The organism is Providencia sp. PROV209 (genome assembly GCF_028479485.1).
Taxonomy (GTDB): Bacteria; Pseudomonadota; Gammaproteobacteria; order Enterobacterales; family Enterobacteriaceae; genus Providencia; species Providencia alcalifaciens.
The window spans coordinates 1-19,239 of record NZ_JAMPNR010000020.1; the positions used below are offsets into that span (position 1 = coordinate 1).

General features: G+C 40.3%; 19 protein-coding genes. 11 read left to right on the top strand and 8 right to left on the bottom strand.

The window, feature by feature from the left end; translation table 11 throughout:
- Positions 1-50: 50 nt before the first annotated feature.
- Positions 51-926: an aminoglycoside 6-adenylyltransferase gene (locus tag PR795_RS13805; RefSeq protein ID WP_154600777.1), complete on the bottom strand. Its 876-nt coding sequence runs from the start codon at positions 924-926 to the stop codon at positions 51-53.
- Between the two features lie 238 nt (positions 927-1,164).
- Between PR795_RS13805 and nadA the strand changes: the two genes are divergently transcribed.
- From nadA to PR795_RS13825, 4 genes are all read left to right on the top strand, one after another.
- Positions 1,165-2,205, top strand: a complete 1,041-nt coding sequence (gene nadA / locus PR795_RS13810) for a quinolinate synthase NadA (protein ID WP_036961938.1) — start codon at positions 1,165-1,167, stop codon at positions 2,203-2,205.
- Positions 2,206-2,300: 95 nt separating this feature from the next.
- Positions 2,301-3,023 carry a nicotinamide riboside transporter PnuC gene (gene pnuC / locus PR795_RS13815; RefSeq protein WP_006660204.1) on the top strand — a complete coding sequence of 241 codons (723 nt, stop codon included), beginning with the start codon at positions 2,301-2,303 and terminating at the stop codon, positions 3,021-3,023.
- A gap of 343 nt (positions 3,024-3,366) precedes the next feature.
- Complete coding sequence (gene aroG / locus PR795_RS13820; protein ID WP_006660203.1) at positions 3,367-4,422, top strand: 3-deoxy-7-phosphoheptulonate synthase AroG; 1,056 nt, start codon at positions 3,367-3,369, stop codon at positions 4,420-4,422.
- A 195-nt stretch (positions 4,423-4,617) separates the two neighbouring features.
- On the top strand, positions 4,618-5,583 hold the full coding sequence (locus PR795_RS13825; RefSeq protein ID WP_181480679.1) for a hypothetical protein: 966 nt from the start codon (positions 4,618-4,620) through the stop codon (positions 5,581-5,583).
- 42 nt (positions 5,584-5,625) lie between these two features.
- Here PR795_RS13825 and PR795_RS13830 read toward each other — a convergent pair whose 3' ends face one another.
- The 5 genes from PR795_RS13830 to modE form a co-directional block, all read right to left on the bottom strand.
- Positions 5,626-6,366, bottom strand: coding sequence for a hypothetical protein (locus PR795_RS13830; protein ID WP_181480680.1), 741 nt, complete (start codon positions 6,364-6,366; stop codon positions 5,626-5,628).
- A 185-nt stretch (positions 6,367-6,551) separates the two neighbouring features.
- Entirely contained in the window at positions 6,552-7,304 is a 753-nt protein-coding gene (gene gpmA, locus PR795_RS13835; protein ID WP_006660200.1) for a 2,3-diphosphoglycerate-dependent phosphoglycerate mutase, read from the bottom strand.
- 180 nt (positions 7,305-7,484) lie between these two features.
- Positions 7,485-8,315, bottom strand: coding sequence for a CPBP family intramembrane glutamic endopeptidase (locus PR795_RS13840; protein ID WP_181480681.1), 831 nt, complete (start codon positions 8,313-8,315; stop codon positions 7,485-7,487).
- 214 nt (positions 8,316-8,529) lie between these two features.
- Positions 8,530-9,999, bottom strand: coding sequence for a molybdate ABC transporter ATP-binding protein ModF (gene modF, locus PR795_RS13845; protein WP_036982875.1), 1,470 nt, complete (start codon positions 9,997-9,999; stop codon positions 8,530-8,532).
- 133 nt (positions 10,000-10,132) lie between these two features.
- Complete coding sequence (gene modE, locus PR795_RS13850; RefSeq protein WP_181480682.1) at positions 10,133-10,921, bottom strand: molybdenum-dependent transcriptional regulator; 789 nt, start codon at positions 10,919-10,921, stop codon at positions 10,133-10,135.
- A 192-nt stretch (positions 10,922-11,113) separates the two neighbouring features.
- Here modE and PR795_RS13855 point away from each other — a divergent pair, with 192 nt between their 5' ends.
- From PR795_RS13855 to modC, 6 genes are all read left to right on the top strand, one after another.
- Complete coding sequence (locus tag PR795_RS13855; protein ID WP_006662296.1) at positions 11,114-11,269, top strand: AcrZ family multidrug efflux pump-associated protein; 156 nt, start codon at positions 11,114-11,116, stop codon at positions 11,267-11,269.
- Positions 11,270-11,560: 291 nt separating this feature from the next.
- On the top strand, positions 11,561-12,166 hold the full coding sequence (locus PR795_RS13860) for a hypothetical protein (RefSeq protein ID WP_181480683.1): 606 nt from the start codon (positions 11,561-11,563) through the stop codon (positions 12,164-12,166).
- Positions 12,163-12,948 carry a surface-adhesin E family protein gene (locus PR795_RS13865; protein WP_006660193.1) on the top strand — a complete coding sequence of 262 codons (786 nt, stop codon included), beginning with the start codon at positions 12,163-12,165 and terminating at the stop codon, positions 12,946-12,948. Before PR795_RS13860 ends, PR795_RS13865 begins: the two co-directional genes overlap by 4 nt.
- Before the next feature lie 190 nt (positions 12,949-13,138).
- Positions 13,139-13,915: a molybdate ABC transporter substrate-binding protein gene (modA, locus tag PR795_RS13870; RefSeq protein WP_006660192.1), complete on the top strand. Its 777-nt coding sequence runs from the start codon at positions 13,139-13,141 to the stop codon at positions 13,913-13,915.
- Positions 13,916-13,937: 22 nt separating this feature from the next.
- Complete coding sequence (modB, locus tag PR795_RS13875) at positions 13,938-14,627, top strand: molybdate ABC transporter permease subunit (RefSeq protein ID WP_006660191.1); 690 nt, start codon at positions 13,938-13,940, stop codon at positions 14,625-14,627.
- A gap of 1 nt (position 14,628) precedes the next feature.
- Positions 14,629-15,711: a molybdenum ABC transporter ATP-binding protein ModC gene (gene modC, locus PR795_RS13880; RefSeq protein WP_006660190.1), complete on the top strand. Its 1,083-nt coding sequence runs from the start codon at positions 14,629-14,631 to the stop codon at positions 15,709-15,711.
- A 114-nt stretch (positions 15,712-15,825) separates the two neighbouring features.
- Here the strand turns inward: modC and PR795_RS13885 are convergent, their stop codons facing one another.
- Positions 15,826-16,644 carry a pyridoxal phosphatase gene (locus tag PR795_RS13885; protein WP_006662294.1) on the bottom strand — a complete coding sequence of 273 codons (819 nt, stop codon included), beginning with the start codon at positions 16,642-16,644 and terminating at the stop codon, positions 15,826-15,828.
- Positions 16,645-16,820: 176 nt separating this feature from the next.
- On the opposite strand from PR795_RS13885, the gene pgl reads away from it, so the two are divergent.
- Positions 16,821-17,801 (top strand): 6-phosphogluconolactonase, encoded by a 981-nt coding sequence (gene pgl, locus PR795_RS13890; RefSeq protein ID WP_006662293.1) that lies wholly within the window; start codon positions 16,821-16,823, stop codon positions 17,799-17,801.
- A 47-nt stretch (positions 17,802-17,848) separates the two neighbouring features.
- Here the strand turns inward: pgl and bioA are convergent, their stop codons facing one another.
- The gene (bioA, locus tag PR795_RS13895) at positions 17,849-19,120 is read right to left on the bottom strand and encodes an adenosylmethionine--8-amino-7-oxononanoate transaminase (protein WP_154630516.1); all 1,272 of its coding nucleotides are present in this window, start codon (positions 19,118-19,120) and stop codon (positions 17,849-17,851) included.
- Positions 19,121-19,239: the final 119 nt, after the last annotated feature.

Consider the following 19,239-nt stretch of genomic DNA (forward strand, 5'->3'; position numbering starts at 1 on the left):
TTTCAAACCCCATCTAAAAAACCAGCATTCCCTCGCCAGCTCAATATCATTTATTCCAGATTTTCAGGGATTAACCCATTATCCTTTAAGATCCCGATAACGATTTCTTGCACTTTTAAACCTACCGCTCGATTATCTTGATAACCAAACAGTTCAATGGCCTCAGTCATCGCTTCCATAAAATGACCCATCAAGCAATGTAGAGATAATGCTGCTTTTTGTGTAGTTCCACAGTCGAAAAGCGTTTCAGTTGATTGGACTATACGTTCAGGCATCCATTGCTGATATTGTTTGCCGTTATACCAAACATCTTGTGGTGGTACTCTATGAGCAACAGTTCGCTCGAGTAGATTGAGAAAGAAGCGTTTCATATCTGTACTTCTTGACCAAGCAACCCATAGCTCATTACGCGTTAACGCAATCGCGACTTGATGAGCTTCAAACCAAAAATCAGTCACTAATTCGGTGAATTGCTGCTCAGTCAATGGTGTTGGTTTTAATGCACTAGAGTTCTGTATTGAGAGTGCATCGGTAATGCCTGTTTTGTCTAACAGCACGACAAAACCGCGTGAGTAAGTACTATCTAACCCTTGTTGCTGCATATTGAGTAATCGTGAAGGCTCGGCAAAGGTAAAATCGACTTTGCGCCCTTCCTCATAAATCACTAAGCAGGTAGGGCTTTCAGGCTCATTTTCTCCACCATTTTCTAAATGTAATGCAATCAATGGATTGGCAATAAGGCTGATCCATTTTTTATCATGGAAAAGTGCGGTGACACCATGACCAATGAGTTCAATATCGATATCAGAATAGCTATCAATATTGAGTTCTCTCCCTCTAGATCCCGTGAGTATGACGGCGTCGATTCTAGGTTCGAGTAATGAAATAGAAATTATTTTATTGAGTAACGTTGCAGGTGATTCCATAACTGACCTATTGGAGTTAACAGGAGTCGCTAAGATACCGACAAATGAGGAGAAAAGCGAAAAACAAATCGTGGAAAGGGGGGGGACGTAAAATCATTCCCTCGTTAGGTGAAATCCTTGCAGACATCTTAGCCAAACTGGCGTATCTTGTTTAGTATATAAAACAAAAAATGCAGAATTAGTGGTTCTATGAAATTTTTTAGGCATAAAATAACTTTCTGCTAAACAGAGGCAAGACATGAGCGAGTTTATCGATTTTGACCATGCTGTTTATCCTTTTCCACCAAAACCAGCACCGTTGAATACCGATCAAAAAGCGTTTTATCGTGAGCGTATTAAGAAATTATTAGTTGAAAAAAACGCCGTGATTGTAGCGCATTACTATACCGATCCTGAAATTCAAGCTTTAGCTGAAGAAACAGGGGGCTGCGTGGCTGATTCTCTTGAAATGGCACGCTTTGGCGCTAAACATAATGCTTCAACTCTCCTTGTTGCTGGTGTTCGATTTATGGGCGAAACCGCTAAGATCCTGAGCCCCGAAAAAAATATTTTGATGCCAACGCTGGAGGCCCAATGCTCGCTAGATATTGGCTGTCCGGATGAAGAATTTGCGCATTTTTGCGATGCGCACCCAGACAGGACGGTTGTGGTATACGCCAATACCTCCGCAGCGGTTAAAGCGCGTGCCGATTGGGTTGTGACCTCTAGCATTGCGGTAGAATTGATTGATCATTTAGATAGCCTTGGTGAAAAGATCATTTGGGCACCGGATAAACACTTAGGTCGTTATGTCCAGCAACAAACTGGCGCAGATATTTTATGTTGGCAGGGGGCTTGTATCGTTCATGACGAGTTTAAAACTCAGTCACTGGAAAAAATGAAAGCCATGTATCCAGAAGCCGCGGTATTGGTACACCCAGAATCACCTCAAGCCATTGTTGATTTAGCCGATGCTGTTGGCTCGACCAGTCAACTGATTAAAGCCGCACAAAATTTACCCAATCCATCGATGATAGTGGCAACGGATAAGGGGATTTTTTACAAAATGCAGCAGGCATGCCCAGATAAGTCGTTGTACATCGCACCAACAGCCGGTGAAGGCGCGACTTGTCGTACATGCGCTCATTGTCCTTGGATGGCAATGAATGGCTTACAAGCGATTACAGAAGCCCTTGAAGGGGATGGCAGTGCGAATCAAATTTATGTAGAGGAGCATTTACGTGAAAAAGCGCTCTTGCCATTAGATAAAATGTTAAAGTTTGCAGAAAGTCTAAAATAATAAACAAAAATTTAGGGTTTAATTTCAAATGAGTTAACCCTGTGATATTGGTGAGCAATGCTATTTTAACTATTGATGATAAATAGGATTTAGGAATGGAGTTTTTTAGCACCGCAAATACGTTAATCCAGATCCCATTATGGGGTTCTGTTTATGATCTTTCGTATATTGAAGCTGTCGGTACAGTGGCTGGTTTACTGTGTATTTTATTAGCAAGTTTCGAAAAAACCATTAACTACTTATTTGGTCTGATTAACGTCACCTTATTTGCAGTCATTTTCTTCCAAATTCAGTTATACGCGAATTTACTTTTACAGGTATTTTTCTTCGGCGCCAATATTTATGGTTGGTATGCTTGGAGCCGAATGTCGAGCGCTCAAGAAGCTGAATTGAAAATTCGTTGGTTAAGCTTGCCGAAAGCGTTAACGACACTGGTAATTTCGATTTTGGCTATCATTTTTCTTACGCTAAATATTGATGTCGTCTTTGGTCGTTTAGCAACGTGGGCGGTTGAACTCTTAAATCTATTTGGCGCTAATTTAACATTGCCAATTCTTGACCCAGATGCTTTCCCATTCTGGGATTCCACTATGACGGTATTATCGGTTGTTGCGATGATTTTAATGACCCGTAAATATGTGGAAAACTGGTTGCTATGGGTGGTAATTAACGTAATTAGCGTTGTGATCTTCTTTATTCAAGGGGTATACGCTATGTCCCTAGAATATTTAATATTGCTAGGTATTGCGTTAAATGGGTCACGGTTGTGGATCAAATCTGCAAAACAAAATGGCTCAAGAGCACTATCTCGCGATTAAGTATTTTTGAACAGGTAGCTTGAACATACAGCTCGATAGGAAAAAATGCAAAAAACGGCTAAAGTAACATTATCGTTGTTTAGCCGTTTCTGTATATTTTTACTCTGTATAACCCATCTATCATTTAGCAATTGTGCTAAATATCAATGTTTCACCCCATTTTATAATCAGAACTTAAATAATGGATGGTTATCTTGCCATTTTGGCTGTTTACAGATGGCTAGGGAACGGTTAGATTGAAAATTCGATACCTGTCGCATTTTAAGTTAATTGTTAGCTATTGAGACTCAAAAGGGTATGTAATTCAACCTTAGGAAAAATAATAAACATTGGATATACCAGTATGAACTATCAGAACGATGACGTCAGAGTAAAACAAATAAAAGAATTATTACCCCCTATTGCACTGCTCGAAAAATTTCCAGCAACCGATAAAGCGGCGTTTACCGTTCATGAAGCTCGTCATGCTATTCATAATATCCTAGTAGGAAAAGATGATCGTCTTGTCGTTGTTATTGGTCCATGTTCTATCCACGATACAAAAGCAGCGTTGGAATATGCTGAGCGTTTGAAAGAAATTCGTGAAGAACTAAAAGATTCCTTAGAAATCGTGATGCGTGTGTATTTTGAAAAACCGCGCACCACCGTCGGTTGGAAAGGGCTTATTAATGATCCTCATATGGATCATAGCTTTGATATTAACGAAGGGTTACGTATTGCACGTGAGCTGCTGTTAACGATTAATGACCAAGGTTTACCAACAGCAGGTGAGTTTCTCGATGTGATCAGTCCGCAATATGTAGCTGATTTGATGAGTTGGGGGGCAATTGGAGCCCGAACTACCGAGTCGCAAATTCATCGTGAGTTAGCATCAGGCTTGTCTTGTCCCGTAGGTTTTAAAAATGGAACGGATGGGACAATTAAAATTGCCATTGATGCAATTAATTCAGCACGTTCAGCACATAGCTTCCTGTCTGTAACTAAGTGGGGGCATTCAGCCATTGTGAATACGAGCGGGAATCCTGATTGCCATATTATTCTGCGTGGTGGAAAAGAGCCAAACTACAGTGCTGAACATGTTAAAGCTGTACGAGAAGGGTTAATTAACGCAGGGTTAATCCCAAGCATTATGATTGATTTTAGTCATGCTAATAGCAGTAAGAAATTTGAAAAACAGATGGAAGTGGCGACGGATGTGAGCACTCAGCTCAGTCAAGGTGATCGCTCAATTACGGGCGTGATGATCGAAAGTCACTTAGTTGAAGGTAACCAGAATTTAGAATCTGGCGAACCTTTAGTGTACGGCAAGAGCGTGACAGATGCGTGTATTGGCTGGGATGATACGGAAAAAGTATTACGCCAATTATCGGAAGCAGTCATTGCTCGTCGAAATAAATAATCTAAATTATTCTAGTCATATATTGTAGCCCACTCAAAATCTGAGTGGGCTTTTTAATGTCCATTTTATGAAGTATTCATGTTTATAAAATAAATTAATTAACAATATGAAAAATAAATTTGTTTTTTGCTTTTTTCTTGGCTAATTTAATTTTCGAAGTTATTGTGATTAATTAATTCAATAGGAGGTTGAATTATGAATTTGAATGATTCAAATAAGTTAAACAGAGCTAATTACGAAATTGATTTAATGAACTGGCATGGTCATGCAAAGAGGATTAATAATAAAAATAGACTCTCATACTCATCCTTGGATAAGATGATTTTAAACAATAATTTAGATTACTATAATTTTTTTGTTGAAAATAATTTTAATACTGGAAATATAGATGAAAGAGAATTGGATGAAATAACAAAGTATATCAATTCGATAGAAGAATATTGTAATTACTATGTCGATAGAAATGAAGAATATTCCCATCTATTAACTAAAATTAATAGTTTTATGAATAATGACGAAGAGGCAAGTGAACAAGCAATTCAAATAATGCAAAAATTTGACGAGCTTGAAGCTAAAAAAGTATATCCACCTGAATATAAGCGTAACTTGTTTAATTTACTATCTAAGTTGTCACCTAAATCAAAGGGATTATTAACTGAATCAAACAGTAAAGTTATGCAGACTCACAGTAACATGTCTATGCTAGAAACCGTAGCATATAATATTAACAGCTCTATTAAGAATGTTAAAGAGCATGGTGAATATAAAGGCATTGATTATGTTGGGATATTTAAAAATTATGGAGAGTTAATTAAAAGGCAGAGAGAGTATATTAATTCACAGAATGAGAGGTTAAAATCGGATTCTTTAAGTGAACATGAGATTATGAGAATTAATTATAATATTGATAGTGCTAATGAAGCTATTGTTGATTATTTGGTATGGGCAGAGAAGGCTGCGCCTGTTTTAAATAAATATGGAATTAATGTCTTGAAATATAATATTCCAGTTTCAGGCTTTCTTGATATTTCAATGGATATATTTGATCAATTATCTATCTCTATGGCGGGAATCGATGTATTGGATACAGCGACAGTCCATGACATTGGTATGGATGTATTCCCTTCGAAAGAAATAATGGTTCCTATTCAAGTTAATTAATAATGAAATCTGCCTACTATTTTTGTAGGCAGATTTTTATCGCTATTTTTGAATTCGGCTTAATAATTTTTCAATGCTTGCCTGATCTTCAGGTGCCATATTTGTAGGATTAGCAGAGAGCTGAATATCTGAACCTTCCACTTTAGCGGTGAAAAATAATTTTCCTTTCTCGCTTTTTACGTAGAACACATCCTTGAGTGGAATACGGTAACAATAAGCAAAGATATTTGGACGAATATAAAAATGGTTATCCTTGATAGCTAGGTAGGTCGAAGAACTGGCTTTTTTACCAAAGAAACCCAAGAAAACGGCGAATACAAATAAAAACATTCCTAAGCTCTGACTTAATACAATCAGCACGATACCTAAAATAGCAATGGAAAACACAATGATAGTATTGTTGCGCTTGTTCATTGGAATATTAATGTCGAAAGGTACATTAATCGTAGTATCAAATGGGGTCAGTTGATGGTAGCGCCAACGAATAGCAGAAAAAATCATTCCCATCGCAAAGACAATCGTAATGGGCATTAACGCAATACTGCTGATAATGGCAAGGACAATGGCAAATGTCGGCTTATAGTTGAGTACCATCATGCTCACAATTTGCAGTGGGAAGCTGACACAGGCGATGACCATCAATGTTTTCATCAATTCAGGGTTTGCACTTCCCGCGGGCCCTTCAAGGCTCATTTCTCCGGTTTGTAACATATACAGGAGCGCACCTAAAATACTGGCGCTGAGGATCAACCCAACCCAGACATAAAGATTAAATTTATTCATTATCTTGTTTTATCAACCTTTCAGTAAATTTTGCCTATGATAGTCGGTTATTGTCGTTTTCGACACTCCAAGCGAATAGATTTTATGATCGAGTCAGTAAAATGGGGAAAATAGTGATAAAAAAGGGCTAAGCCATTAGCTTAACCCTCAATTTAACCACTTTAGGTCTTACATGAAGTAAGTGATTACTTCGCTTTACCTTGGTTAGCTACCGCTGCTTGTTTCGCTGCGATTTCATCTTGGTTGCCCAAATAGTAGTGTTTGATTGGTTTCATGTTTTCATCAAATTCATAAACCAGCGGCACTGCTGTTGGGATGTTCAGGTTCAAAATTTCTTCTTCACCCATGTTATCCAAGTATTTAACCAGTGCACGCAGTGAGTTACCATGTGCAGCGATGATCACTTTCTCGCCTTTCTCAACGCGTGGTTTAATCACTTCTTCCCAGTAAGGAACAACACGGTCGATAGTTGTTGCTAAACTTTCAGTAACTGGCAGTTCAGATGGTTTTAAGTTTGCGTAGCGTGGGTCGTGACCAGGGAAACGCTCATCATCTTTTGTCAGATCTGGAGGCGTGATAGCAAAGCCACGGCGCCACAGTTTCACTTGCTCATCGCCGTATTTTGCTGCGGTTTCTGATTTGTCTAAACCTTGCAGTGCACCGTAGTGACGTTCGTTTAGTTTCCAACTTTTTTCAACTGGCAGCCATTGCTGTTCAACTTGATCCAGAATGTTCCATAAGGTGTGAATAGCACGTTTCAGAACAGAGGTATAAGCGAAATCAAAAACAAAACCTTCTTTTTTCAGCAGTTGACCTGCATTTTTTGCTTCTTCGCGACCTTTTTCTGACAGTTCTACATCAGTCCAACCGGTGAAGCGGTTTTCTTTGTTCCACTCACTCTCACCGTGTCTTACTAAAACCAGTTTAGTTACAGCCATAGCTAAAACTCCTATCAGTACATTCAAATTAAAAATGAATTATTGCTGAGTTACATTATAGGGATAGTCAACTCGAACGCTAGTAACAACTTACGTTTTCACCAAGCCAAATCAAAAAATGCACCAGTGCAGGTACTTTTACATGAAAATCGTTGGCGTAAAAGTGACTAAATTGCCTGTTTATTGCCCAGATACCATTTTTATGGGATAAGTAAAAAATAACAGATGAACTAAATTTAACCCGAAGTGAAACGATACAGCAAGCCATAATTTACCGCTCCACATCCAAGCAAGACCATAAATCAGACCTGCAAGTGTAGCAAACAGGATTAATAACGGTCCTCCAGCAAAGTGGGCAGCACCAAACAATAATGCCGTGAGTATCAATGCTAGATAAGGCGAGCCTGACCATTGAGTAAGACGTTGTTGTAGGTATCCACGAAATAGTGCTTCTTCAGCGAAAGAAACGAACAGTATATTACTGATAACAAATGCAGGTAGCCAAGTGGGTAAATGAAATTCAACGCCTAAACCACCTGCAAGTGTGGCGATAATGAGTAGCACAGGAACCGCGATAATGAGTAGTAGCCACTGGCAACGAGAGGCATTTTTTACCGGTTTAGAGACGAGTAAAGTGGGTAAGCAAGCGAGCAAAATAAAAGGAATTAATGCTTTATCAAAGTTAAAATACAGCGTAAATGATGCGCTTTGTGCACCAACGAATGCTTTATCTAAATATTTTAGATTATTAAATCCTGAAAGTGCATGAATCAATAGTCCAATAGCGCAGGAAACAAGGATGATTTCACTGCCTATTTTTAGGATTGAAATGTGTGAGTAGTACAAATGAATGATGCAAATAGCCGTAATAAAGCCGAGTAATAGCAGTGCTTGCCAATGAATGATGCCAGTGAATGCTGCGATGGTGATGGCAATGAACAAGAGTAACAATGAAACAAATCGATGTGTGGTGAGTGTGACAAGTGATGAGGCTAACATTAACCAAGCCATAAGTAATACCTATATAAATATTTAAATTATTAAAACGGCAGATTTTAAGGAAATTTGGCTAATTTTCGATTTTAAATTGTTATTTCTGTATTTTGGCTAAAATAATTCTTATTAATCAATATGTTAATTTTGGTTTATTAATATTTATATTCAATCATTAGATTGAATATCGCTGAAAACAGAATATTCTATTTATCAGCGATATAGCATAGCGTTAAATTTTATCAATCTCGTAACGGTATTTCTCACCCTCAGGGACAAATCTGAGTCGGTGTGTAATACACGATGGGGCGTCTTCCTGATGATGGGAAACAAATAACAGCTGGGTATTCCCTTTGCTGAGCATGATATCGATGAAACGCAACACAAGAAGTCGATTTAATCCATCGAGTCCTTGTAGTGGTTCATCAAGAATCAGCAAGGCAGGGTGTTTAACTAAGGCTCGGGCAATGAGGACTAATCGCTGCTGACCCCACGATAAGCTATGAAAGGGTTGTTGAGCCGTTTGTGGTGCTAATCCAAGTAGCGCTAACCATTCATACGCTAGCTGAATCTGGCGGTCAGATGGGGTTTGATACAAACCAATGGAATCATGAAAGCCAGAAATAATCACGTTGAGAACGCTGGTTGCCACACGATATTCTTGGTGAATACTGTTACTGACATAGCCAATATGACGTTTAATATCCCAAATGGTTTCTCCACTACCCCGGCGGCGTCCAAACAGGGTTAAATCATTGCTATAACCTTGAGGGTGGTCACCGGTGATCAGGCTCAATAATGTGGATTTACCTGCACCATTTTCACCAATGATCTGCCAATGTTCACCAGGGTTAACTTGCCAATTTAAGCCATGTAAAATCGGTTTATCGTTATAGCTCACAACACCATTATTCAAAATAATGTGTGGTATTTCGTGATCTAGTCCATCATCAAGAGTCGGGTCTTCTTGCTCAGGGATCGTGAGCTGTTTGATTTTTTCACTGTGCTGTAGCTGGCTAATTAATGTATTAGCAAGCACAGACTCTCTATCTCCGCTCATAGTGAGCTTACAGTCAGCAACTACACCTAGGTGTTCGACAAAATCAGGAATTTGATCAAAACGATTGAGAACCAATATTAATGTGAGACCTTTTTCATGAAGATCAAACAGGAGCTCGCTAAGATTATGACGGGAATAAATATCTAGACCATCGAAGGGTTCATCGAGGATCACTAAATCGGGTGAGCCCATTAAGGTTTGGCACAGCAAGACTTTGCGGGTTTCTCCCGTCGAGAGATATTTAAATCGACGTGACAGTAAGTCACTAATACCAAATTTAGCGGCGAGCTCTAAGCACAGTTCGTTATCTTTATGATGAAGTTGAATAATTTCAGCTGCGGTAAAACCTGTGTCGTCTTCATCCTCGCTGAGTAAATCGGTATTATTACGTTGCCATTCTTGGGCAATAATCTTTTGAAGCTGCTCGAAAGAGAGGCGAATAGGCGACTTAAAGTCAACTTGGATCATGCCTGAAAGAGATTGAAGCTCCCCAGACAACACACGGGCTAGCGATGATTTTCCACTGCCATTTGCGCCAATAAAAGCCCAGCTTTCACCCGAATGAATTTCGAGATGAGGAATATCGAGCGTTTGAGTCTCGCTCAGCTTAAAGCACCCATTTTGTATTGTTATCGAGCTCATTTAGCTTCCTTATCATTGACCTGTCTGTTACCACAAATAATCAGGTTTACAAGCAAAGTCAATAAGTCACTCTGGACGGAAGCTAAAAAAGTCGAATAAAAGGTCTGTATTGGGGGTGTTAATCCCTAAAAATCTAACAAAGTGTAGCGATAATCACTTGATCTGCATTAAATAGTGCAGTTATTGGATCATTAACTGCGAGTTTTAGCGCATCAACTTCTTGATTTGATAAGGTGGAGCAAAGCGTTTCACCACCCGATAAAGTGACGAGAATCTCGCTATTTTCTGGTCCTCTTTCGAGGGTTGAAACGACGCCGCTCAGTTGGTTATCAAAGTGAGTCTTGCTCGGTTGTTTCGTTAATTTGACCCACGGGGCTTTAATGAGAGCGAGAACTTCTTTTCCTTCAACTAAGCCAAGACGATTAGCGCTGGATTCAGTCAGTGCTGCGTTGATGACGGTTTTTTGATCGGCGAGTTTGACTTGAACATGCTGCAATACATGATTGTGATCTCGAGCAATCAAGGTGCCAAAAAATTGGTTACGGGCGCTGGTTTGTAGTGAAAAGCGAGAAATGGCGGCTAATAAGCTATCCAGTGGTAGGCTATCATCTTTGAGTACATCAAACGCTTTTTGCTGAATTTGTCCCAGTAAATCATAGAGCTGAATCAGTCTTTCTCCGTAGGGCGTCAGGGTCGTCCCACCGCCGCCTTTGCCTCCAGTGGCCCTGTCTACGAGAATGTCATCGGTGAGCAGGTTCATCTCATTGATGGCATCCCAAGCGCTTTTATAGCTGACCCCTGCAAGTTTAGCGCCTTGGCTAATTGAACCTGTTGCTTTTATCTGTTTCAATAGGGCAATTCGGCGAGGATCGGCAAACAAATTTCCCTGTAGTTTCAATGTAAGTAAGATTTCGGCCTGCATTGTATTCGAACTCCCTAGCTAGGATTATGGCGGCAAAGACAAAAAGCACATTTAGTATGTTGCTAGTATAATAATTTGTCTAAAATAGTATGCAATATAATGCTATTGTGCGTTATTATTTTCGTTGTATTGGTTTTTTCCTCGTCAGCGTATCAGCATGCTGGTGAGCACAGTATCACTGAAGAGGTTTCGATGTTAGAACTTATCAAAAGTTTGGGCTTTGCCCTATTAATGGTTCCAGTTGTCATGGTGCTGATTATGGGTCTGATCTATGGCTTAGGTTCATTTTTTAACCTATTGTCTAAAGCGCACGTTCCGCATCACCATCATCATGAAGAAAGCAAATAATCTCTTATAGATTTATTTTCTTGCTAATTATTGCCCTCTGACTACTGAGTAGCTGGGGGGCAAGTCATTTTTAACGCTCCAAAAATGATTCTTTATAATAGCCAACAGGCTGTTATGGGAAGCCCATCAAAAATTATCAACGATAAATGTATTTCTGCTGTAATTATTCCATTTAATTCGATATATATAACCAATGTGTATAGATGCACTCACTTATTAAATTTATAACGCATACTATATTAATATTATAAGTATTTTTTGAAGATTAAATGTTATTTAAAGGATGGTTTTATGAAGTTATTTATGGCGATTTTTATTCAATTGATAGTGATATTAGGTATTAATACGGCGAGCGCCTCCGCACTGGTAAAATCATTATCGAATTGTGATGCTGGTTTTTTCAAAGAAGCCAGTAAAAATAAAGAGTTAAATCAGATTTTTAATGAATTTTATCAACAAAAAATGATTGATGGCAACGCTTTTATCAAGCCAATTTCAATACAAGACGGTAAATTAAAACTCGAAAAATTTTCAGTAGAATATACGGACTTCAATAAATATAAGGGTGTTGTACCAAATGCACCGACGGGAGAATATTATTTTTGGGGATTTGAAACAAACCAGCCTTTTAATGACGTAATTAAAGCGTTATCACCACAAATAGATTTAGTTAAAGTCTCAGATGATTCTTACGTATATAACGCAATGTATCGTAATTCTGTATTGGATAAATGGCTCAAAAATAACTCACCTGCGTCAAATATGGCTCCTGATGAAGAATCGGCTGAAAAGCTTTTCATTATTGAAGTTAATAGCGACAAAAAAGTGACGCTATTTTGTACTATCCAAGGAAAAGTCGATCAGAAGGATCTACGTGAATCAGGGTTAATCAAATGAAAGTTAAATTCATGATGCTGTCATTTGCCTGCCTTACCGTCGTGGGTTGCCAAAATATCGGTAAATCTTCAACGCAATCCGATTTCCAATCTTCAGCGCTGCCCGCAGGATATGTAAAGTGGTTTGAAACGAAATCAAGCAACTTGTATATGGCGAAACCAGATTCGCATTACTACAAAGGTAACCCTGATCTGGTTCAGATTGATATCGTGACGTCATTTAAAAAAGAAGAAGAGTTCCGCGGTGTGAAAATGAAGTCGATGAGAGCGACGCATGTTTACGATTGTAGAAAAACCAATAAATATACGGAGCGACCAATCGGATTCTTTGCTAACCCATATGCGACGGGTAAGCCAGATATTCCTTACCCAGAGACGAGTAGCAATTGGGAAATCGCAGGGGAGAATAATTTTAATGGCATGTTTTGGAAAAAGTTGTGCGAAATGCGTGCCGATGTTGATAAATCCACGGATATTTTTGTGGATGTTTTAAATCAACAAAGTCCCCTAAAAATAAATGATTGGCTGAGTGTGACAGGGGCAGAAAAGAAAGCCAATGTTATTCATATTTCATACCAAGTGGATAACATGACAAAAGAGGCATTCCAGCAAAAGTTCAATAACGAAATTAAACATCAGCAGGTTGCAAGGCACTGTGATTTGTTTATGAATAAGTTTGGGATGGCAAAACCTAAAGCTATTTATTTAGATTTTTACATCAAAGGCTCTATTGCAGAATCCCTCGAAATTGACGATCGGCAATGTCAGTCTGTTGTTAAATAAATTTTTTAGTCACTATGATTGGATAGGCAATAGAAATACTAATGTTGTCTATCCTCCTGTCGATATTATTGTTATATGTGCGTAAATCCACCAATTATTGAGCTAGCACACTTTTATGGATGGTTTAACTTTAAGTTAACGCTGTATCTTGATATATATAGCGAGTTGAATAATACAATGGTGGATTAACATGAAAAAAGGTTTGATATCTCTAGTCGCTGGTGCCACGTTAACGCTGACGATGGCTGGTAATAGTTTCGCGGCTGAAAAAATTACAGTTTTCGCTGCTGCATCACTGACAAACGCCCTGAATGAAATTTCAGAGCAATATAAGAAAGAAACGAATGTGGAAGTGGTGGCGTCTTACGCATCTTCTTCAACGTTGGCCCGCCAAATTGAGCAAGGTGCGCCAGCAAATATGTTTATCTCTGCTGATCAGCAATGGATGGATTTTGCGATTGATAAAAATCTCATGGTTAAAGACACGCGTTACACCTTGTTAGGTAACGAATTAGTGTTAATCGCACCGAAAGATTCAAAAATTGATAAAGTTGAAATCAATAAACAGACAGATTGGAAAAAATTGTTAGATGGCGGTCGGTTAGCTGTCGGTGACCCTGACCACGTTCCTGTCGGTATTTATGCAAAAGAAGCGTTGACCTATTTAGGGGCTTGGGAAACGGTTGATCCGTTATTGGCACGTACAAATAACGTACGCAGTGGCATGGCGTTAGTTGAGCGTCAAGAAGCGCCATTAGGCATCGTATATGGTTCTGATGCGGTAGCAAGCCAGAAAGTCAAAGTAGTCGGAATTTTCCCTGCGGATACTCATAAACCTGTTGAATATCCAATGGGAATTGTGAAAGATCAGGATAATAAAGCGACCCGTGATTACTATGAATACTTAAAAACCCCAGCGGCTTCAGAAGTATTTAAACGTTACGGTTTCACTCCAAATCAAAAATAGCTAAGAGATCATATCGTTGCAGATGTTAAGTCCTTATGAATGGGAAGCGATTTACCTAAGTTTAAAAGTTTCCAGTGTGGCGGTGCTATTTAGCTTACCGCTTGGTATTTTAATGGCTTGGGTGTTAGTCCGCTGCCATTTTCCGGGCAAAACATTGCTCGACAGTATCATCCACTTGCCACTGGTGCTACCGCCAGTGGTAGTGGGCTATTTACTGTTAGTCAGCATGGGTAAGCGTGGATTTATTGGCGAATGGTTGTATGACTGGTTTGGCTTCAGTTTTACATTTAGTTGGCGAGGAGCCGCATTAGCATCAGCCGTGGTGGCATTCCCCCTCATGGTTCGGGCTATTCGCTTAGCGCTCGAAGCGGTAGATAAAAAACTTGAACAAGCCGCTCGAACCCTTGGCGCTAATCCATTAAGGGTATTTTTTACTATTACTATCCCACTATCATTACCCGGGATTATTGTTGGTACTGTCTTAGCGTTTGCTCGTTCTCTCGGGGAATTTGGTGCGACAATTACGTTTGTTTCTAATATTCCGGGGGAAACTCAGACAATCCCATTAGCGATGTACACCTTGATAGAAACGCCCGGAGCAGAAACGGATGCGGCGCGCCTGTGTATTATTGCGATTGTCTTAGCATTAATTTCGTTATTAATTTCAGAATGGCTAACCCGTTGGGGCAAGAAGCGTCTGGGGGTAGCTTAATATGTTAGAACTGAATTTTTCTCAAAAATTGGGTGACTTACAAATGGAAGTTAACACCCAGTTACCAACAGAAAGTATTACTGCCGTTTTTGGTTTATCTGGAGCGGGTAAAACATCCTTAATCAACGTCATTGGCGGATTAACCAAACCAAACAAAGGGCGTATTGTTCTGAATGGACGTACGCTGGTGGATATTGAAAAGGGAATTTGTTTACCCCCCGAAAAACGCCATATTGGGTATGTTTTCCAAGATGCTCGGCTATTTCCTCATTATCGGGTTAAAAGTAATTTGCGCTACGGTATGGCACCGCAAATGAAAGATAAGTTTGATGACATAGTTGAATTACTGGGTATTGAAAAGCTACTTAATCGCTTCCCCATTACGCTTTCTGGCGGAGAAAAACAACGAGTTGCCATTGGGCGAGCATTATTAACGGCGCCAGAAATTTTATTGATGGATGAGCCGCTAGCATCGCTCGACTTGCCGCGTAAGCGAGAATTACTGCCTTATTTAGAAAAATTATCGCAAGACGTTAAAATCCCGATTTTGTATGTTAGCCATAGTCTGGATGAAATTTTGCGCTTGGCGGATAAAGTGATTGTGATGGCGCAGGGTAAAGTTAAAGCATTTGGTCCGCTAGAGGATGTATGGGCGAGTAGCGCATTACGTCCTTGGTTGCAGCAAGAAACCTTGAGTAGTGTATTGAATGTAGAAGTCCACAGCCAGCATCCTGACTACCAAATGACAGCTGTTATGGTGGGAACTCAGAAGCTGTGGATCCCCCGTGTTGATGTTGATAAAAATAGCGCTTTACGATTACGTATCGATGCATCCGATGTCTCTTTAGTGCTTGAAAAACCGTTAATAAGTAGTATTAGAAATATTCTGTCAGCGGAAGTGGTGGAGTGGATAGAGGATGGAGAGCAAGTGGATGTGAAGTTAGATCTGGGCGATGAACACTATTTATGGGCGAGGATCACGCGCTGGGCAAGGGATGAGTTGTCGATTCGTAAAGGGCGTAAGGTATTTGCGCAGGTTAAGTCAATCTCTCTTTCTAAAGGCTCGTCATTCTTCACATCGTAGCATTGTTGACTTCATTCACTTGCCCTAGTCATATACACAAGTATATGCCTAGGGATGAATGAATTTGTCGCCTAGCGGCAATAAGAATAACTCAGAGCCTTACATTGAGTCGTTTTACAAAACATATTTGCGAATGACTTCGGCGATACCAGGTTCGGTATTCACGCGAGTCACTAATTTCGCTTGCTGCTTGACTTCATCAACAGCGTTGCCCATGGCAACACCTAGACCCGCCGTTGTGAGCATACTTAAATCATTGAAATTATCGCCGAAAGCAACCACATCATTCATGCTCATACCTTGGGATTCTACCCATTCTTTCAGGCGTTGACCTTTGCTATTACCTTTACGACCCACATCCACTTGATCTTCCCACGACCATTCGCAATCCAAGTCTAATTCTGACTCAATTTCACGAACAACATCATGTAGGCGTTGGTGATCCGGTGAAGTGACCGCAAATTTCCAAATAGACTCATAATTATTCAGTGCATGAGCAAAATCTTCGATAAACTCGAGGTTTGGACGTTGATTTGGGGGCAAAGATTGTGCCCAATTTAATGTGCGAGTCACACCTTCAGTTTTGGTGTGGTATAGCATGGCATTATCAACATACATTAAGTGTTGGATATCGGAACCGCGCAGTTTATCAATCAGTAAGGCTGCGGAGTCAACCGTCATTGGGTTAGATTTAAGGACTTTTTTGCCTAAATAGTCATACAGGTAGGTACCGTTACAGCAGATGGCAGGGGTATCTAAGTCAAGGGTCTGATAAAACGGATGAATGGCCACATGGTGACGACCTGTCACAATAATGACTTTAACCCCTTGTCGACGGGCTTCATTTAGCACTTCTAGGGATTCAGGCAGAATTTTTTTCTGGTGATCAAGTAGCGTTCCATCGAGATCGAGGGCAATAACACGGTATGACATAAACGACTCCATCAGATTTTTTCGGATTCATTTTAGGGCTTTATGATAACTGAAGTTGATTAGTGTTTATACATTAAACTGTGCGGAGGCGGTTTTTAGCGGTAATTTGATTTTTTTTCGGTATAGTCAATCCATTATTTCATGCTGCTGTTTTTACTATCAATCAAGGAGTCAGGATGGATCAGGTTGTTTATGTTGCCAGCCCAGAAAGCCAACAAATTCACGTTTGGGCAATGAATCAGACTGGAGAACTTTCACTACTGCAAACTGTGAGTACACCGGGACAAGTGCAGCCAATGGTGGTTAGTCACGACAAAAAGCAGTTGTATATTGGGGTGGGTCCTCATCTGAGTGTAGTGACTTATGACATTGAACCTCAAGGCACACTACGTTTTAAAGCACAAACTAGCGTACCAGGTAAACCGGTGCATTTATCGCTGGATAACAGTGGTAAATTTTTATTTGTCCCTTCATATCATCAGCATAACTTAGCGGTGTTGCCGATTGGTTGTGATGGGGTTGCTGGTGCGCCTATTCAAGTGATTGAAGGGCTACGTCATCCACATTCATCGCATATGGATGCGGATAATCAGCAACTTTGGGTGCCATGTTTAGGTGAAGATCACATCCGTTTATTTAATCTGGCAGAAAATGGTTATTTAACCGAAGCCACGGCAGATCAAATTACAACTGCACCGAAGGCAGGTCCACGCCATTTAGCCTTACACCCGAATAAGAGCGTGATCTACTGCCTTAATGAGTTAGATTCAACGATTAACGTTTATCATAAATTTACACGTTACCGTGAAATGCAGAATGTCGCACTGTACCCTGCGGGCAATCAAAGCCAACGTTGGGCGGCAGATATTCATATCACACCAGACGGTCGTCATTTGTATGCGAGTGAGCGTTCAGAAAGTTATTTAAGCCACTATCAAGTTTCAGATAATGGGCGAGAATTAAGCTTGGTAGAACGCTACCCAACAGAGGCGCAACCGCGAGGCTTTAATATTGATCCAACCGGTTGTTTCTTAGTGGCGAGTGGGCAAAAATCCGATCATATTTCAGTATCAAAAATTGATCAGATAACGGGGGAATTGACGGAACTAGCACGCTATAAAGCGTCCGCGGGCTGTATGTGGGTCACCTTCCGTTAACGGTTGATGACGATGTCGCTGAGTGGATTGCTCAGCGACATGTTTCGTTACGCCGTGAGCACCTTTTCCATTGCTTGGGTAATTTTACTCAGCTGGTCGGGTTTAATAATATACGGTGGCATAACATAAATGAGTTTGCCAAATGGACGCACCCACACGCCTTCTGCGACAAAAATTTTCTGCAATTCAGCTGTGTTGACGGGATGTTTCATTTCAATGACACCAATCGTTCCGAGCACTCTTACATCATGAACAGAAGGATAATGGGCTAGAGGTAGTAATTCTGTTTTTAGTTGTTCCTCAATTTTTTCAACGGTTTTTTGCCATGGGCTTTCAAGTAATAATTTTACACTGGCATTGGCGACGGCGCACGCTAATGGGTTCCCCATAAAAGTTGGACCATGCATAAAACAGCCGGCTTCCCCGTTACTAATTGTCTCTGCAACATGGCGGGTCGCGATGGTCGCAGAAAGCGTCATATATCCCCCCGTTAAACCTTTACCTAAGCACATGATGTCAGGTGAAATGCCCGCATGTTGGCAAGCAAATAATTTTCCCGTACGACCAAAGCCTGTGGCGATTTCATCTGCGATCAGCAACAAACCATAATGATCACATAGCTCGCGTACGCCTTTGAGATAATTAGGGTGATAAAATCGCATACCTCCCGCACCTTGAACGATAGGTTCGAGGATGATCGCGGCAATATCCCGATGATTTTTAGCTAGTTGTTGTTTGAGTGGCTGAAGATCGCTCTCATTCCATTCATCATGAAAAGCACATTGTGGTGCATCCACAAAAATATGAGGTGGCAAGTAGCCTTTGTATAAACCGTGCATGGAGTTATCAGGATCACAAACCGCCATCGCTCCAAAGGTATCGCCATGGTAACCATGGCGTAGTGTGAGAATACGTTGACGTTTCTCTCCACGCGCTTGCCAGTATTGCAATGCCATTTTGAGGGAAACTTCGACAGCAACTGAGCCTGAATCAGCAAGAAAAACGCATTCTAATGGCTCTGGCGTTATCTCGACGAGTTGTTTACATAGTGCAATGGCGGGTGGATGAGTAATACCACCGAACATCACGTGGGACATTTTACCAAGCTGCTCAATGACAGCTTGATTCAACACTGGGTGATTATAACCATGCAGTGTTGACCACCATGACGACATTCCATCAATCAATCTTTTTCCATCCTCCATAATGAGCTCAGCACCTTCTGCGGCAACGATTGGGTAGGCAGGAATAGGGTGGCTCATTGAGGTGTAAGGGTGCCAAATATGTTTGGTGTCAAAAGCAATATCGCAACTGTCCATCTTTCTTTATCGTCAACTTTTTTTAGATCATTTAGTTGACATGATAATCGCAATATTTAAACTGGCAACAACTTTTTCAACTGGAGAGATCCTGTGAGCCAATTAAAACAATGCTCAGT

Bases quoted from the DNA above. Each gene is read 5' to 3' on its own strand.
- PR795_RS13805 (WP_154600777.1), bottom strand. From the start codon at position 926: ATGGAATCACCTGCAACGTTACTCAATAAAATAATTTCTATTTCATTA.
- nadA (WP_036961938.1), top strand. From the start codon at position 1,165: ATGAGCGAGTTTATCGATTTTGACCATGCTGTTTATCCTTTTCCACCA.
- pnuC (WP_006660204.1), top strand. From the start codon at position 2,301: ATGGAGTTTTTTAGCACCGCAAATACGTTAATCCAGATCCCATTATGG.
- aroG (WP_006660203.1), top strand. From the start codon at position 3,367: ATGAACTATCAGAACGATGACGTCAGAGTAAAACAAATAAAAGAATTA.
- PR795_RS13825 (WP_181480679.1), top strand. From the start codon at position 4,618: ATGAATTTGAATGATTCAAATAAGTTAAACAGAGCTAATTACGAAATT.
- PR795_RS13830 (WP_181480680.1), bottom strand. From the start codon at position 6,366: ATGAATAAATTTAATCTTTATGTCTGGGTTGGGTTGATCCTCAGCGCC.
- gpmA (WP_006660200.1), bottom strand. From the start codon at position 7,304: ATGGCTGTAACTAAACTGGTTTTAGTAAGACACGGTGAGAGTGAGTGG.
- PR795_RS13840 (WP_181480681.1), bottom strand. From the start codon at position 8,315: ATGGCTTGGTTAATGTTAGCCTCATCACTTGTCACACTCACCACACAT.
- modF (WP_036982875.1), bottom strand. From the start codon at position 9,999: ATGAGCTCGATAACAATACAAAATGGGTGCTTTAAGCTGAGCGAGACT.
- modE (WP_181480682.1), bottom strand. From the start codon at position 10,921: ATGCAGGCCGAAATCTTACTTACATTGAAACTACAGGGAAATTTGTTT.
- PR795_RS13855 (WP_006662296.1), top strand. From the start codon at position 11,114: ATGTTAGAACTTATCAAAAGTTTGGGCTTTGCCCTATTAATGGTTCCA.
- PR795_RS13860 (WP_181480683.1), top strand. From the start codon at position 11,561: ATGAAGTTATTTATGGCGATTTTTATTCAATTGATAGTGATATTAGGT.
- PR795_RS13865 (WP_006660193.1), top strand. From the start codon at position 12,163: ATGAAAGTTAAATTCATGATGCTGTCATTTGCCTGCCTTACCGTCGTG.
- modA (WP_006660192.1), top strand. From the start codon at position 13,139: ATGAAAAAAGGTTTGATATCTCTAGTCGCTGGTGCCACGTTAACGCTG.
- modB (WP_006660191.1), top strand. From the start codon at position 13,938: ATGTTAAGTCCTTATGAATGGGAAGCGATTTACCTAAGTTTAAAAGTT.
- modC (WP_006660190.1), top strand. From the start codon at position 14,629: ATGTTAGAACTGAATTTTTCTCAAAAATTGGGTGACTTACAAATGGAA.
- PR795_RS13885 (WP_006662294.1), bottom strand. From the start codon at position 16,644: ATGTCATACCGTGTTATTGCCCTCGATCTCGATGGAACGCTACTTGAT.
- pgl (WP_006662293.1), top strand. From the start codon at position 16,821: ATGGATCAGGTTGTTTATGTTGCCAGCCCAGAAAGCCAACAAATTCAC.
- bioA (WP_154630516.1), bottom strand. From the start codon at position 19,120: ATGGACAGTTGCGATATTGCTTTTGACACCAAACATATTTGGCACCCT.